Source organism: Mycobacterium colombiense, from assembly GCF_001665835.1.
GTDB classification, from domain to species: Bacteria; Actinomycetota; Actinomycetes; order Mycobacteriales; family Mycobacteriaceae; genus Mycobacterium; species Mycobacterium colombiense_A.
The window spans coordinates 332,800-348,319 of sequence record NZ_LZSX01000073.1; the positions used below are offsets into that span (position 1 = coordinate 332,800).

15 protein-coding genes are annotated in these 15,520 nt (G+C 65.2%); 8 read left to right on the plus strand and 7 right to left on the minus strand.

What is annotated here, in order from left to right; genetic code table 11:
- The first annotated feature begins 76 nt into the window (after nt 1-76).
- From A5760_RS16580 to A5760_RS16600, 5 genes are all read left to right on the plus strand, one after another.
- Complete coding sequence (locus tag A5760_RS16580; RefSeq protein ID WP_064882598.1) at nt 77-1,423, plus strand: hypothetical protein; 1,347 nt, start codon at nt 77-79, stop codon at nt 1,421-1,423.
- Entirely contained in the window at nt 1,420-2,814 is a 1,395-nt protein-coding gene (locus A5760_RS16585) for an acyl-CoA reductase (RefSeq protein ID WP_064882601.1), read from the plus strand. Before A5760_RS16580 ends, A5760_RS16585 begins: the two co-directional genes overlap by 4 nt.
- A gap of 90 nt (nt 2,815-2,904) precedes the next feature.
- Complete coding sequence (locus tag A5760_RS16590; protein ID WP_064882602.1) at nt 2,905-3,522, plus strand: nitroreductase family protein; 618 nt, start codon at nt 2,905-2,907, stop codon at nt 3,520-3,522.
- A gap of 123 nt (nt 3,523-3,645) precedes the next feature.
- Nucleotides 3,646-4,644, plus strand: a complete 999-nt coding sequence (locus A5760_RS16595) for an acyl-CoA dehydrogenase family protein (RefSeq protein WP_064882604.1) — start codon at nt 3,646-3,648, stop codon at nt 4,642-4,644.
- On the plus strand, nt 4,628-5,803 hold the full coding sequence (locus tag A5760_RS16600; RefSeq protein ID WP_064882606.1) for an acyl-CoA dehydrogenase family protein: 1,176 nt from the start codon (nt 4,628-4,630) through the stop codon (nt 5,801-5,803). The genes A5760_RS16595 and A5760_RS16600 overlap by 17 nt, the downstream gene beginning before the upstream one ends.
- A gap of 5 nt (nt 5,804-5,808) precedes the next feature.
- Here A5760_RS16600 and A5760_RS16605 read toward each other — a convergent pair whose 3' ends face one another.
- Together A5760_RS16605 and A5760_RS16610 are read right to left on the minus strand one after the other, a co-directional pair.
- The gene (locus A5760_RS16605; protein WP_064882608.1) at nt 5,809-7,203 is read right to left on the minus strand and encodes an alpha/beta hydrolase; all 1,395 of its coding nucleotides are present in this window, start codon (nt 7,201-7,203) and stop codon (nt 5,809-5,811) included.
- A gap of 431 nt (nt 7,204-7,634) precedes the next feature.
- On the minus strand, nt 7,635-8,468 hold the full coding sequence (locus A5760_RS16610) for an SDR family NAD(P)-dependent oxidoreductase (protein ID WP_064882833.1): 834 nt from the start codon (nt 8,466-8,468) through the stop codon (nt 7,635-7,637).
- 309 nt (nt 8,469-8,777) lie between these two features.
- Between A5760_RS16610 and A5760_RS16615 the strand changes: the two genes are divergently transcribed.
- From A5760_RS16615 to A5760_RS16625, 3 genes are all read left to right on the plus strand, one after another.
- Nucleotides 8,778-9,695 carry a hypothetical protein gene (locus A5760_RS16615; protein WP_064882835.1) on the plus strand — a complete coding sequence of 306 codons (918 nt, stop codon included), beginning with the start codon at nt 8,778-8,780 and terminating at the stop codon, nt 9,693-9,695.
- Nucleotides 9,696-9,699: 4 nt separating this feature from the next.
- The gene (locus A5760_RS16620; protein WP_064882610.1) at nt 9,700-10,890 is read left to right on the plus strand and encodes a cytochrome P450; all 1,191 of its coding nucleotides are present in this window, start codon (nt 9,700-9,702) and stop codon (nt 10,888-10,890) included.
- Between the two features lie 97 nt (nt 10,891-10,987).
- Entirely contained in the window at nt 10,988-11,554 is a 567-nt protein-coding gene (locus tag A5760_RS16625; protein ID WP_064882612.1) for a TetR family transcriptional regulator, read from the plus strand.
- 341 nt (nt 11,555-11,895) lie between these two features.
- Here the strand turns inward: A5760_RS16625 and A5760_RS16630 are convergent, their stop codons facing one another.
- From A5760_RS16630 to A5760_RS16650, 5 genes are all read right to left on the minus strand, one after another.
- A complete protein-coding gene (locus A5760_RS16630; RefSeq protein ID WP_064882613.1) occupies nt 11,896-12,468 on the minus strand; it encodes a hypothetical protein in 573 nt (190 codons plus the stop codon).
- On the minus strand, nt 12,465-13,334 hold the full coding sequence (locus A5760_RS16635; RefSeq protein WP_064882615.1) for a hypothetical protein: 870 nt from the start codon (nt 13,332-13,334) through the stop codon (nt 12,465-12,467). The genes A5760_RS16630 and A5760_RS16635 overlap by 4 nt, the downstream gene beginning before the upstream one ends.
- A gap of 32 nt (nt 13,335-13,366) precedes the next feature.
- The gene (locus tag A5760_RS16640) at nt 13,367-13,810 is read right to left on the minus strand and encodes a hypothetical protein (protein ID WP_196772104.1); all 444 of its coding nucleotides are present in this window, start codon (nt 13,808-13,810) and stop codon (nt 13,367-13,369) included.
- 72 nt (nt 13,811-13,882) lie between these two features.
- Nucleotides 13,883-15,247, minus strand: coding sequence for a cytochrome P450 (locus tag A5760_RS16645; protein ID WP_064882619.1), 1,365 nt, complete (start codon nt 15,245-15,247; stop codon nt 13,883-13,885).
- Nucleotides 15,248-15,292: 45 nt separating this feature from the next.
- Complete coding sequence (locus A5760_RS16650) at nt 15,293-15,493, minus strand: ferredoxin (RefSeq protein ID WP_008253744.1); 201 nt, start codon at nt 15,491-15,493, stop codon at nt 15,293-15,295.
- Between the last annotated feature and the right edge of the window lie 27 nt (nt 15,494-15,520).

Here is a 15,520-nt window from a genome sequence, read left to right on the forward strand (position 1 = left end):
TCGGCAGCGGCCCTGGAACATTAATATACGATGGTGTTTACTTAACTGCAGGTGGTGTCAACCCAAGGAGCGCCGGATGACTTCTGCAGTAGAGCGTCTAGTGACAATGGTCGGAGCGAAGGATTGCTTCGACATCGAGCCCGCGGAACTGCTGCCGCTGCAGTTGCAAGCGGCCAACGAGCGTCTCGAGGCCCAGTCGCAACGCATTCCGCTGTTGGCCAACCGCGCGGAATCGGGCGGGGTCGAGCGCATCAAGCAACCCGCCGACCTGGTGCCGTTGCTTTTCGCCCACACCACTTACAAGACGTACGCCGAAGGCTGGCTCAACGACGGCCAGTGGGACCGGATGGGCAAGTGGTTGGCCACCGTCTCCACCCGTGACGTCGACGGCCTCGACACCGGCGGGGTGCAGACGCTCGATGACTGGCTGAAACGGCTGGAGACCGTCGGCCATTACCTGTCGTGTTCGAGTGGCACCACCGGCAAACCCGCGATGCTGTCGTGCACCGAGGGCGATATCGAACTCTCGGCGCGGATCAACAGCGAGGCGCTGCTGTGGGCCACCGGCCTCACCCGCGGTGAGGACCGCAAATTCCTGGGCCTGGGCCCGCAATTCGCCGCTCCTCGTGAAGATGCGATCCGCCAGGCGATGGTCGATTGCTTTTCGTCGCGATATCCGCCCTACCAGTTCGGCGACGGCGAGCCGATCACCGTCGGGTCGATGGTCGACATGATCACGTTGCGGCGCAAACTGGCCGACGGCACCGCACGCCCGAGCGAGATCGCGGACTTCGAACGCATCGCGGCGCAACGCGGCGCCGACATGGAGGCTTCGGCCAAGAAAGCCGTCGACGCGGTGATCGAGGCCCGCGCCGTGCCCCTGCTGGCCACCGGCATGTTCGCCACCTTGTATCAGATCGCGGAAGGCATTCGCGCCAAAGGGCACGGCGGTGACGATTTCAATCCCGGCAATGCCATGATGGCCGCCGGCGGCCTCAAAGGTGCTGTGCTGCCGGACAATTACCGCGAATACGTCTTGGAGACGTTCAACGTCACCGAGGACCGGCTGTATCACGCGTACAGCATGCGTGAGATCAACGCGACCTTCCCGCTGTGCTCTGCGGGGCGGTATCACGTTTCGCCCTGGGTGATCATGCTGCCGCTGGATACTGCCGGCGAGCAATTACTGGATCCGGCTGACGGCGAGATCGAGGCCAGGGCAGCTTTTTTCGACGCGTCGATCGAGGGCCGCTGGGGCGGCGTGATCAGCGGGGACCGGGTCAGTGTCAGCTTCGGCAAATGTCGCTGCGGCCACCAGGGGCCGACGGTGGGCCGCGAGATCACGCGGTACGCCGACCTGCCCGGCGGTGACAAGATCACCTGCGCCGGCAGCATCGACGCCTATGTCCGGGGCGTCGCATGACCACATTGGCGGCGCCACATTTCGTCCAGGGCGTATTGGTCGAGGGGGAAGGAGACCGTCACCGGTCGCGCGATCTGGGCGCCGACTTCGTCACTCCCGCAATCGATCTCGATGCACTCGTCATGCCGCGGTCGCAGCTGCCACCGCTGCTGGACGTCAAGCTCGCCGAGATCGTCGACTTCCTGGCGGAAACCGGTGAGCGCCTGCAGTTGGATCGCAACCCGCACCTGCAGCAATGCCTGGAACTGATCGCGGCCACGAATCCGTTGCCGCGGCGCGTGGTGGAGAATCTCTATCGCCAAGCCCCGATGTACCTGACCAGGCCGCTGCTGAACAGCATGATCGATTCGAACTTCGCCGATCGCGAGGCGCTGGACGGGTGGGTCGAGCGCGTCGACATTCACGGCAACAAGGGGGCGGTACGCGCCTTCCCGTCCCGAATGATCCACATGCTGGCGGGCAATGCCCCGTCGGGCTGCGTCGCCTCGATCGCGCAGGGTGCCCTGGTCAAGGCCGTCAACGTGTTCAAGCTGCCCTCGAGTGACCCCTTCACCACGGTGGCGGTGCTGCGGACCATGGCCGAGATAGATCCGAATCACCCCGTCGTGCAGTCGATGTCGGCGGTCTACTGGCAGGGCGGCGACACCACCATCGAGCGCACGCTCTACCGGCCGCAGTACTTCGACAAGATCGTCGCCTGGGGAGGCGGTGAGGCGATCAACAACGTGATCCAGTACCTGGGCCCGGGGATCCAACTGATCTCCTTCGACCCAAAGTCCTCCATCTCGATGATCGGGCGCGAGGTGTTCGAGTCCGACGACCGCGTCGCCGATGTCGCGGATCGCCTGGCGACCGACACCACGGTGTTCAACCAGGAGGCCTGCCTGGCGAGCCGCTTCGCGTTCGTGGAAGGTGAACGGCCCCAGGTCGAATCGTTGTGCGCAGCGCTGGCGCAGCGGCTGGCCGTGGACCGCGATTTCGCCTCGGCGGTGGGCCCGCCACTGACCTCGGAGGTGCGCGACGAGATCCAGGTGATGGAGGCCATGGGCGATCTCAAGGTCTGGGGCGGCTTCGACGGGCGCGGCCTGGTGATCCTTTCGGATCGGCCCGTCGAATTTCAGCCCACCAACAAGACATCGAATGTTGTCATGGTCCCGTCGCTCGATGACGCGGTCCGCTATGTCAACGTCGCCACTCAAACCATCGGTGTGTACCCGTACGAACGCAAGGCGCAGCTGCGGGATCGGCTGGCGAGCGCGGGGGCCCAACGTCTGTGCCGGCTGGGAACGGCGAACGCGCACGTGCTCGGTAGCCCGCACGATGCGATGTATCCGTTGCAGCGGTTCGTGCATTGGATGGGCGACGACGACATCGCCCGGGCCGGCGTATGACGCTGCGGCCGCGCTGCGCGCTAGGTTGCGTGAGGGAGCAGGAGTAGAGGAGAAGCAGTGACCGGAGCAAGCGCGGACATCTGGGAAGTGATGTCGACGGCCCGAACGATCCGGCGCTTTACCGACGAACCGGTGGACGATGCGACTCTGGCGCGTTGCCTTGAGGCGGCCAGGTGGGCGCCCTCGGGCGCGAACGCGCAAGGCTGGCGTTTCGTGGTGCTACGCTCGCCCGAGCAGCGGGCCGTGGTGGCCAAGGCCGCGGCCCACGCTCTGGAAGTGATCGAGCCGGTCTACGGCATGAGCCGGCCGGCCGCCGACGACAACAGCCGCCGCGCCCGCACCTACCGTGCAACGTACGAATTGCACGACCGCGCCGGTGAATTCACCTCGGTGCTGTTCGTCCAGGCGCACTACCCGACCGCGTCGGAACTGCTGCTCGGCGGTTCGATTTTTCCCGCCATGCAGAACTTCCTGCTGGCCGCGCGCGCCCAGGGGCTCGGCGCCTGCCTGACCAGCTGGGCCTCGTATGGCGGTGAACAGCTGCTGAGGCAAGCCGTCGGCATACCGGAGGGCTGGATGGTCGCCGGTCACATCGTGGTCGGGTGGCCGAAGGGCAATCACGGGCCGCTGCGCCGCCGCCCGCTTGCCGAGTTCGTGAACCTCGACCGCTGGGACAACGCCGCCGACGGCCTCGTGACCAGCGGTTAGGTCGCTGTAGGAATTCCGCTCGTCACCGCCCTTACGGTGACCCCATGCCCGGATTGGGAGATTATTACTTCCGCAACCGAGAATGTTATTCTCGCCTGACAGTGACGACGAGAGGCGGCGCGGATGCTGTTGGAGTTCGATGCTGATCAGCGACTGTGGCAGGACACCGTGCGCGACGCCGTCGCGAAGCAGTGCCCGCCGTCGCTGGTGCGCAGCGTGGCGGAAGAGGGCGTCGACCCGAGCCCGCTGTGGAAATCGTATGTAGACCAGGGCTGGACCGAGCTCAGCGATGCGGACAGCGCCGTCGAGCTGGCCATCGTGCTCGAGGAGCTCGGTCGCGCCACCGATCCCACCCCGTTCCTGGCGACGATGAGCCAGTTCGCGCCGCTCGCCGGCGACCGCTTCGACCCACACCAATCGGGCACCGCGGTCTACGGCGGGGTCGCGGCGCACCGCGACGCCGAGGGCTGGGTGCTGGACGGCACGGCCCGTCACGTGCTCGACGGCGATCGCGCGGATCGGCTGGCCGTGGTGACCGATGCGGGGGTGTTCCTCGTTGAATCCAGTCAGGTGTCGGCCCGGCGCTCGGCGGTGTTCGACCCGGTGCTGCACGTCGCCGACCTGTCGTTCGCGGGGGTTCGGGTACCCGACAGCGAGCGGCTGACCGTCAACGCCGAGCGCGCGCATCACCTTGCGCTGACCGGCATGGCCATCACGATGGTCGGCGCCTGCCAACGCATCCTCGACCTGGTGCTCGAGCACGTCAAAAGCCGTCAGCAGTTCGGCGTGGCGATCGGCTCCTTCCAGGCCGTCCAGCACAAGGCCGCCGACATGCACGTCGCGGTGGAACGCGCCCGCGCCCTCGCATACTTCGCCGCGCTGACGATCGCGGCCGACGATCCCCGCCGCCGGCTGGCGGCCGCGATGGCCAAGGCATCGGCGGGGGAGTGCCAGTCGCTGGTGTTCCGGCACGGCCTGCAGCTCCATGGCGCAATGGGATTCACGTGGGAGAACGACCTGCAGTTCGCGCTGAAACGAGCCAAAGCGGGTGAGCTGATGCTCGGTGGCGCGGCGGAGCACCGGGCGCGGATCGCGGAGGAATACCGTGCAGCTGACTTTTGATTCCGACGTCGAGGAGTTCCGGGCGGAGTTCTCGGCGTTCCTCGACGAAAACCTGCCCCCCGCAAGCGAAACGCTCGAGCGGCCCCGGTCGGTCTCGCACATGCCGCAGTGGGCACGCGCCTGGCAGCGGCTGTTGTTCGACAACGGCTGGCTGCTGCCCAGCCAGCCACCGGAATTCGGCGGCCGCAACGCGACGGTCATTCAGCAGTTCGTCTACCTCGAGGAACTCAGCCGCCGCCGGATCTACCACAGCTTCAACCCGCAGGGCGTGAACATCGTTGGGGCGTCGCTGTTGTCGTTCGGCAGCGACGAACAGAAGCGGCGCTGGGCGGTCCCGATCCTGCGGGCCGAGATCACCGCGTCACTCGGGATGAGCGAACCCAGTGCCGGTTCCGACCTGGCGTCGCTGCGGACCCGCGCGGTACTCGACGGCGATCACTTCGTGGTCAATGGTCAGAAGGTGTGGACCTCGGGTGCCCACGACGCTGACGTCCTGCTGACGTTCGTCCGTACCAATCCAGATGCGCCGAAGCACAAGGGAATCAGCGCGCTCGTCATCCCCACCGACATCCCGGGCCTGGTGCGCCGGCCGTTTCCGTCGATCTGCGGCGTCGACGACCTGGATTTCAACGAGGTGTTCTTCACCGACGTGCGGGTGCCGGCCGAGAACCTGGTCGGCGAGCTCGACCAGGGCTGGCGGGTGGCCAACGGATCGCTGGGCCACGAGCGCACCATGATGTGGCTGGGTTTCGCCGATCGCCTCGAGAACATGATTGATGACTTCCATCCCGGCACCGAGGTCGAGCGTGACCAATACGCCAGCACGATCATGGACAGGCAGGCGCTGCGCCTGCTGGGTTCGGCGGCCCTGGCCCGCGCCGCGCGCGGCGAAGATGACGTGGCCGCGATCTCGGTGCTCAAGCTGCTCGGTTCCGAAGCGGAGTTGCGCGGCATGGAACTGGCGTTGACGTCCGCGGGATCCGAGGGCCTCGTGCACCCCGGGCTCACGGGCCCGTATGCGCACATGAACCTCGACCACTACTTCGCCAGCTGGTTCGAGCGCTACGCCCGCAGCTTCTCCGGGACCATCGCCGGCGGCACCTCCGAGATCCAGCGCAACATCATCGCCCAGCGGGTGCTCGGCCTGCCGCGCGGCTAGCGCGGTCAGAGGGCTTGCTGAGAGACATTGCCGGCCAACGGCATCCGGGCCGCGTCCGGAGTGCCGAGCTGGCCTGCCAGCCACGGCAATGCCGTGGCGAATACCGTGCCGGCGGTCGGCCAGTCGTGCTTTCCGGGCTGGGCGACCACCGCGCAGTCGATGCCGTTCGCCCGGCCGAGCTGGCACAGGGAAGCGGCGGCCGCAGCCTGGTTGCCCGGGTCAGAGGCCGCACCCCGGCTTGCGACAGAGAGCGCGGCGCTATCGACAATCGTGATGTTGCGATGCGGCGTCGGCGGACCACCAGAGGAGATGGCGAACCAGCCGGATACCCCGGTGTAGCGACCGTGGCGGTTGATCACTGTGGTCGGGTCGAATTTTGCCCACGCGTCGGCGTCGCCGTCGAAAAGGTCGGCGATGGTTTGTTCCTTGGTTCCGGTGTTGGGGGTCAGGTCGCCCTCGATGTCGACGAACGAGCTGAACATGTCGGGGTGCATGACGGTGAGATCCACTGCGGTTGTCCCGCCCATTGACCAGCCGACGATGCCCCAGTGGGACGGGTCGGGGCTGACGCCGAAGTTCGAGACCATATAGGGCACAACGTCTTTAGTCAGATGGTCGGCGGCATTGCCGCGGGTTCCGTTGACGCCTTCGGTGTCGTTGTCGAACGCCCCGCTCGGGTCCACGAACACCAGCACCGGTGCATTGCCGTCGTGCGCGGCGGCAAAGGCGTCGACGGTCTGTACGGCGTTGCCGGCGCGCACCCAGTCGGCGGGCGTGTTGACCATGCCGCCGATCATCATCACCGTCGGCAGCTGCGGCGGCGGTGAACTCGCGAACCACGCCGGCGGCAGGTAGACGAGTTCCTCGCGGTGCTTGAAATGCGACGCGTCATCGGGCGTCTGCACCGACACCAGGCCGCCGTGCGGCGGCTTGGCTCCCTTCGCCGCCAACGCGATCACGGCGGCCTTGTCGGTCTGGTTGGGCAGCCGAACGGAGGTGATCTGCTCCCACGCGCTCTGCACGGTTTGGAAGTAGCCGACCCATTGGTTGAGCACGAGCAGCGAGCAGAGCAGGCACAGCGGCACCGCCAGGATCGATAGTGCACGTCGCCACAATCGTGCGCCGCGCCAGCCCAGGATCAGCACCGCCGTGGCCATGCCGAGCAGCGCGATCCACACGTACAGCGCGTCCGGCGCCGACTTGCTGGCGCCGTCGGCGATGCAGGAATGCGCCCCGAGGGCCGTCATGACTCCGGCGACGGCGGCGGCGGGCAGCCACAGCAGGCGCCAACGACGCGAGCGCCACCCGGCGGCGAGCCCCAGCATGATCGGCGTGACGATCTGGGCCGTGATCGGCACCCAACCGTGGATCAGAGATATGTGGTTGCCCAGAAGCGACATGGCGATTCCTCCTCTCAGCTGCCAGCGATCCAGCTGCGTGAAAAAAGGATCGAATGCCGACCTCGGCGAATCCTTGGTGGATTCTTGGGCGGTCCGGCGTGCAGCGCGGGGGTGCAACCTCGGGTGCGAATCTGGCGTGTTCCAGTGAATGAGTCCAACCAGTTCTAGAGTCCTGAAGCCCGGTATAGACGCGATTCCCCCAACCTGAGGTCCGTCATCAACCAGTTGCGGTGGAGTTCGCCTCTGCGGACCCGCTGCCGGACGACAGCACCCGCGGCGCGCACCCGGTCGCCACCATCTCCGCACCGGTTCTCGACGCCGACGACCGCATTGCGCTTGTTCTCGCCATACACCCGTTGCGCCATGAGCGATTCGCGAGATCCGGACTGCCGCGAAGCTACTGCCGCCTGGTCGACCATCTGCGGGAACTCCTAGGATCGGTTCACCAGGGTGGCCGTCCGCTGCCACAATTCGTCGCTGTGGCGAGGGTCGTAAGTGATCCGGTGCGCGCGACCGACGCGGCGTTTCACGAAGTAATCGCCGGCGGGCTCGAAGTCTTGACTCTCGTCCGCAGCCAGCCACACCAGTTGATCACACGCTGCCTCCGGGGTGATACCGACGAGCCGTTCGGAGTGCGCTCGCTCCATGACCTTCAGAAGGCGTGAACCCGATGCCGGGCCGAAGTTGCTGTTGACGAAGCCGGGGTGAAACGACGCGGCGGAAACACCGAGCCCGCCGTAGCGACGGTGCAATTCGCGAGTGAACATAACGAGCGCGATCTTGGACCGCCCGTAAGCAACCGTCGGGCGCACCGGCTTCACGCAGAGCAGGTCGTCCACCGACACACCTGGACGCACCAATCGTTGCGACGAGCTCGACGTGCAGATGATCCGCGCCTTGGAGGCGACCAACACGTCCATCAACAAGGTGGTAAGTAGGAACGCCGCAAGGTAGTTCACCTGAAGCACGCTGTCGAACCCGTCAACGGTGAGGCCGTCCGCCGCAAAGACACTTCCGGCATTGTTGGCCAGCACGTCGATTCGCCGATAACGCTGCCGCAGATCCCCGGCCAACGTACGCACCTGGGCGAGGTCGGAGAAATCCGCACAGAAATAGTCGGTTCCGAGTTCGTCGGCAAGCGCCTTCGTCTTCGACACGGAGCGACCGACGACGACGACGTTGTCGCCGGCCGCCGCCAACCGCCGGGCTGCTGCTGCACCGACGCCGTCGCTGGACCCAGTGATGACGATGGTCCGCTCCGACACGTGTGCCATACCCCTCGTCTGCACCGTTACTGCAACGGCTACTGGTAAGACATACTGGTGTCACCTACAGTAAGTTGTGAACTGTCGAATTGGCAACCGCTCTTAGCGCCCTGAGAGGCTAGACCCGTGACTTCATCTCCTGACACCGCGAAGCGTCGCGTCGTTCACGTCGGCACCGGCATGACGGGCAGCGTTGCGCTGCGCGCAATCATCGACGACCCAGCACTGGACCTGATCGGGGTCAAGGTGTCCTCGCCGGCGAAGGTAGGCACGGATGCCGGCGCGTTGTGCGGCCGTCCCGATGTCGGCATCGCGGCCACCGACGATCGGGCGGCAGTCCTCGACGCCAAGCCCGATTGCATCGCCTACTGCGCGACCGCCGTCCGACGTGAAGACGAGGTGATCGCCGACATCGTCGGCTACCTGGAAGCCGGCATCAACGTGGTCACCATCTCCGCCATTCCGATGGTGTATCCGAAGGCGGCACCGGCCAATTGGCGCGAACCGCTTGAAAACGCCGCGCGTGAAGGTAGCTCGACCTTCTACGCCACCGGGTGCGAACCCGGCTTCGTCAGTCTCAATCTGCCCACCGCCCTGCTGGCGGGTGCAGGGGTGATCGACACCTACCGCATGGACGAGTACGCCCTCGACCTCGACTTGGCCTATCCGATCTGGGAGGTGCTGCATGAGTCGATGGGCTTCGGAAAGCCCAACGGCCACGTCCCGATTCGCATCGCTGTCGGCAAGGTGAACAACGACTGGGAACCCGTCGTGCGCTACATCGCCGACACACTCGGCATGGACGTCCAACGAGTGGCACTGGACTGGGAGACGATCCTGGCTCCGCACGATCTGGATACCGCACTCGGGGTGATCCCGAAGGGCACCATCTGCGGCCACCGCTGGCAACTCGCCGCGATGCACGACGAGCGTCCCGTCGTCTCGGTTCAGTACTTCGCCGCGGTGACCTCGACTCCGTGGCCCGACTCTTGGCCGCGCCCAGCGCAACCCGGCAAGGGAGGCATGGTGTTTCGCATCGAAGGAAACCCGAACATGACCCTCGACCTACATCTGGACCCCGCACCAGGCGACTCCACCAATCCCGGCGTCGCCGCGACGGCGATGGCGGCGATCAACGCCATCCCCGCGGTCATCGACGCCGCGCCCGGACTGCTAGGCGCGCCACTGGCCGGCCCGTCGATAGTGACCCGTCAGATCCGGCGCTGACACGATGAACCAGGAAATCGTTGACCTGTATTACGACCCGTTTGACTTCGACATCGACGAGGATCCATATCCGGTGTGGCGGCGGATGCGCGAGGAAGTGCCGCTGTACTACAACGAGCGTCACGACTTCTACGCGCTGAGTCGATGGGATGATGTCGCTCGTGAGCTGCCGAACTGGCAGACCTACCGGTCGGGGCGCGGCACCGTCATGGATGTCATCAAAAGTGGCATCGAGGTTCCTCCGGGGGTGATCCTGTTCGAGGACCCACCGCAACACGACCTGCATCGGCGATTGCTGTCGAAGGTGTTCACCCCGCGCCGGATGGCTGTCATCGAACCGTTGACGCGCGAGTTCTGTGTACGGGCTCTCGATTCGTTGATGGGGCGGAACCAATTCGACGTCATCGCCGACCTCGGTGCCCTGATCCCGATGCGCACCATAGGTTATCTGCTCGGCATCCCCGAACACGGCCAGCAGCTGATCCGCGACACCACGAACAATGCTATCGACCTGAAGGAGGGTCAGTTCGCGGTCGCCGACAAAGCGTTCGAGGAGTCGTATCTGTTGTTCTCCGAGTACATCGACTGGCGGGCCGACCATCCATCCGACGACCTGATGACGCAGCTGCTCAACGCTGAACTGGAAGACGATGGTGGAGTACGCAAGCTGACGCGCACCGAGGTGCTCACCTACACCAGCATGATCGCCGGTGCCGGCAACGAAACCACTACCCGGCTCATCGGTTTCGCGTGCCAGCTGCTGGCCGATCACCCGGCCCAGCGCCGCGAGCTTGTGGCCGACCCCGCACTGATCCCGGGTGCCATCGAGGAGGTGCTGCGCTACGAGGCGCCGTCGCCGGTGCAGGCGCGATACGTCGCCCACGATACGGAATGCCTCGGCCAGCTGATCGCAGAGGGCTCAATCATGTTGCTAATCAACGGATCCGCCAACCGCGACGAAGCGCACTTCCCGAACGGCGAGCAGTTCGACATTCACCGTCGAGGTGGACACCTCAGCTTCGGGCAGGGTCTGCACTTCTGCCTCGGTTCCTCGCTGGCACGCATGCAGGCCAGGGTCTTGCTGGAAGAGATCCTTAAGCGGTGGCCGCAGTGGGACGTCGATTACGCGCGTGCGAGCAAAGCCCATACCGCCAGCGTGCGGGGGTGGTCCAAGCTGCCGATCATGACACGATGAGCGTCACACCGCGGGCAAGGAGGTGAGGGTGCAAGCTTCGAAGCCGCAGCAACAATCCGTCCGACGAGCGCGAGGCTCGCTGACTGAAGATGCGATCGTGGAGACAGCCTTCGCGATAGCAGCGGAGTCCTCAATCGAGGAGCTCAGCATTCCGCTGGTCGCCAAATCGCTGGACGTCGGCGTAACCAGCATCTACTGGCATGTACGCAACAAATCAGAGCTTCTCGACGCCATGACCGACCGCGCGTTGCGCCGCAGCGGATTACCGGCGTTCACCGAGTCGGACGATTGGCGCGAGTCGTTGAAGGCGCACGCACGCGGCGTGCGCCGGACCTTCCTCAGCGACCCGGTGTTGACGGACCTGATCCTCATTCGAGGCGCGCTGAGCCCGCTGGCACGACGGCTCGGCGAACAGGAGACGCAGAAAGCGATCGCCAACATGATCGATTCCGGTCTCGACGAGCAGACAGCCCACGACACGTACTCCGCGGTGTCGGAACTCGTTCGAGGGTCAATACTTCTCGCGAGATTGGCACAAAAGCACAACGCAGCACAGCAGACGGAGTCCGCCGACGAGGACGGATTCACCAGCGCCCCAGTACCGCCCGACGATCGAGCATTCGAACTTCTTCTGACCTCACTGCTCGCCAGCGCCGCGCCGTGACTCGCAGGTTTAGCCGCTGCGTTCCCGGTTCAAAAGCCATGTAGTTCCTTGGGCGTTAGAGGACTCCGCAAGAGGCCACGGGCACCAACACGCAGCCGGCCTGGGTTACCGAACACCACCGTGTGCGCTGACCGAGACAGCCGCGCCCGCTAGCCGTGGCCTGCGAGATATCAGCAGAATTACAACGGCGCGGCTCTAATTCCGGATGGGCTCGCTATCGGGGACTCGCCAAATCCGCGGCCTCGCGTGTGCGGCCACAGCGGCCGCCGTCGGCGTGTCGTGGCCGTCAGCTCACCGGCAAAACCCTGGGTTCACACTCGACGGTCGAACGGCGAAACGGCCTAGACCGGATCGAACTTGGTGATCAGCCAGGCGCCGTTGACCCGGGCCAAGCTCACCAGCACGCTGCTGGATGCCATCGCCGGGTCGGGATTGTCCTTGCTCGTTGTGCTCTGGTCGACCAGCACCAGCACGACGGCCGAATTCGGATGTAACTCCTGAACCGCGGCCCCCAGCACCCGGGCGTTGGTTTTCAGTGACTTCTGTTTGGCTGCCGGAGCCACGATCTGTTCGGTGAACTGGTTGTAGTACGACAAGAAGTCGCCGGACAGGTGCGTCTTGGCGTTGGCGAAGTCTTTGTCGAGCGAGTCGGGCGAGTACGACAGCAACGCGACCGTTCCGTCGGACGCCGCAGTGGCGACCGCGCTAGCGACGCTGGCGTCGGTCTGCTTATCCGGCCGGTACTGCTTGAAGTACAGCCACGTCGCCGCGCCACCGGAAAGCAGCAGCAGCACAATCAGAATCACGGGAACGACTTTCACCTTGCGCCGCGCAGGTGGAGCGCTACTTTCATTGCGGTCGGTTGGTTCGGCAGAGTCGTCGGCCGGGTCGATGCTGGGCTTGTCCTCGCTCATGGAATGAACTCCACGTTGGACATCTTGTATTGCCCGCCGTCGTTTTTGACGGTCACTTTGAGCCGCCAATTGCGTGGTTCGTCTTTGGCGCCCGCGGCGTTGTTGATGTGCGAGGTCGCCGCGACGAGAACCAACGCGGCATCGCCGTTTATGGCTTGCACGGCCGCCGCATTCACGGTTCCTTGCGTGACGACTTTGGACTGCTCTACGACGGTCGTGAAATCTTTTGCACGCGCCTGGAAGTCGTCCCGGAACTGGCCGGTCGAGCTGTCGATCACCCGCTGGACGTCCTCCTTGGCCTTGTTGAAGTCCATGGAAGTCAGATTGACGACGCCTTGTCTGGCTCCCGCGATGAAGTTCGCGGCGCGCTGGTTGCGCTCGACGGTTTCATGACGCTGCCACATCATGTATCCGCTGGCCCCGGTGAAAGCGCAGATGAGGACGATGACGGCTGCTTTCCATGCCACGGACCACGAGGGCAGCCGCAGGCGTCGCCGAGAGCGGGCCGGCTTGGATTCCGCTTCTGCCTCTTCGGCGGTTTCGTCGGAGCCTTCTTCGGCCTGTGTCTCGTCTTCGACGGTTGCCTCGGAGGTGTCGGCGTCGGTCGTGTCGGTGACGTCCTCCGTCTCCGGCTCGGCGGTGTCGGTTGTGTCCTCGTCCGCGGCTTCTTCGGTGGCCTCGGTCTCGGCCTCTGGCTCAGCCTGGGCCAGAGCTTCACGCCGGAGGCGGGCCGCACGGGCGCGGGCGCGCGCCGCGGCGGCCAGCGCTTCGGCTTCGGCTGCCTCGGCCTCGGCTTCCTCGAGCAATGCCATCGCGTCGGCTTTCGAGGTGGCCGAATCTTGCGGCGGTTTCTTCGCCTCAGCCATCGTGCTTACTGACTCCTGTACGTCTCACGCGGCTACCATCGCACGAGCGAGAACGGCCAGCTGTTGGTGCCCCCCGGTCCGCCGCCGCAGCCGGTGTCGAACGTCGAGTCGACCTGACCCGCCAGCGTCACCGCATCCCACGAGTAGACGTCATGCGAGGGAAAGAACTGGACCACGCAGCGCACACCGTCAGGCACATCAACGGCCAGGGTGTAGCGGCCGTTGGACAGCTGGGCTATGCCTCTATAGACCGTCGCTTGCCCGTTGGGCTGCGGAGTTGCGTACACCTGCAGGCATCCCGGCGCCGGCTGGACGCACGGGCTAATCGACCAAATCCAGCTGTGGCCGGGATCCCGATTCGTGTCCACCCTGTAGTTGCCAAACAGCATGTCTGCGTGGGCGCTCGGCGTGACGGTCAGCGCGGCCATGGCAAGCGCAAGGCTCACTGCGAAAGTCTTCACCGGTGCGTCTCCCATCTCTGCACACGCAATTGCCCCAATATAGGTCGCGGTCACGCCGAACAGGTCTACTCGAAGAAATTGCGACGGTCAGTCGATGACCGCGGATTCCTTGCGTTCCGTGATCGGCCGGGCGAGTTCTTGCTCGTCGCAGATGCGCTGCAGCTTCTCCAGCGTCTCGTCCAGGCCCGCCCCGACCTTGCGGCCGGGCGTGAAGGTGGCCGGCAGCTTACGCATGCCCTGGATGACGCCGATGGTCTCGTAGTGGACGGTGCCCTCCCGATCGCACTGATAGTCGGGCATCCGGTCGAGGACCGCGGTCAGCATGGACTTGAACACGGTGCGCGCCACGTTCGAGCCGATGCACCGGTGAACGCCCAGCCCGAAGCTGAAGTGCCGGTTACCTTTACGGTCGAGGATGATCTGGTCGGGGTCGTGGAACACCGAGGGGTCGCGGTTGGCCATCGCCCACGAAATCCAGAGCCGCTCACCCTCTTTGAAATGCGTGCCGTCGAGCTCGGTGTCGTCGGCAAAGGTCCTGCCATCTCCGGGCGCCGGGGTGAAGTAGCGCAGGAACTCCTCGGTCGCGGGGTCGAGCAGGGTTTTGCGCTCGTTGCTGAGCAGCTGGCGCTGCTCGGGGTGTTCCGAAAGCCATTCCAGCGAATGGGCGGTCAGCGCGGTCGTGGTGTCGAAGCCACCGCCGATGACCAGGCCCAGGTTCCCCAGGATTTCCAGCTCCGGGGCCGGCTCGCCGTCGATGCGCATCTCGAGCAGGCCGTTCACGATTCCGGGCCGCGGGTTTGCGCGGATCTCGATCATGTTGTTGACCATGTCGAGCCCCATCTCGCGGTGCATCGCGGTGACGCGCTCGATGTCGGGGGAGTGCTCGGGCGTGTACACCGCGGCGTGCACCGGCTCGCTGTACATGTTCCACTTCTTCAGCGGGATACCCAGCATTGCCAGCGTGAAGACGGCGGGCACGATGTTGGCCAGGTCGTCGACGAAGTCGATGCGGCCACTCTCGATTTTCTCGTCGAGGCAGGCGCGCGTCACGTCGTCGATGAACGGTTCCCAGCGCTTGATCGCCGCCGGTGACAGATACGGGTTGAGCACGGTTCGGTAGGTGCGGTGCTCGGGGTCGTCCATCTCCAGGATCCCGCCGCGCACCGCGCTGACCCGGCTGGCCGTGGGGATCGAAATGCCCTTGTAGCCGCGGCGTTCGCCGTGAATGTCGTGATCGTTGGAGACGGCGGGGCAGCGGGCCAGCTCGAAGACCTCGTGGCTGCCGGCCGCAACCCAGTGCCCGCCGTAGGTTTCCGTCCACGCCATGGGGCACTTGGCGTGCATCTCTTCGGTGATCGCCTTGAACTTCGACCGGTACTCCGAAGAATGCCGGTCGAAGTGGTACCGGTTCTTCTTGCGGTCGCTGTCATTGACGACGTCGTCGACACTCAACGCTCTGTCTCCCTACGTGTTTCGATAGCTGAGGACCGTGCCGGCTCAGGCGTCGTCGGTGATCATGATGGCCTGCTCCGGACAGGACTGCGCGGCTTCACGCACCTGGTCCTCGCGATCGGCGGGAACCACCTCGTCGATCGCCGACGAACTGCCGTCAATGTCGCTGAGCTGGAACGATTCCGGAGCGATCATCGCGCACAGGGTGTGGCCCTGGCACCGTTCTGAATCCACCCAGACCTTCACGGGCTTTCTCCTCTCACACTGGTTGCC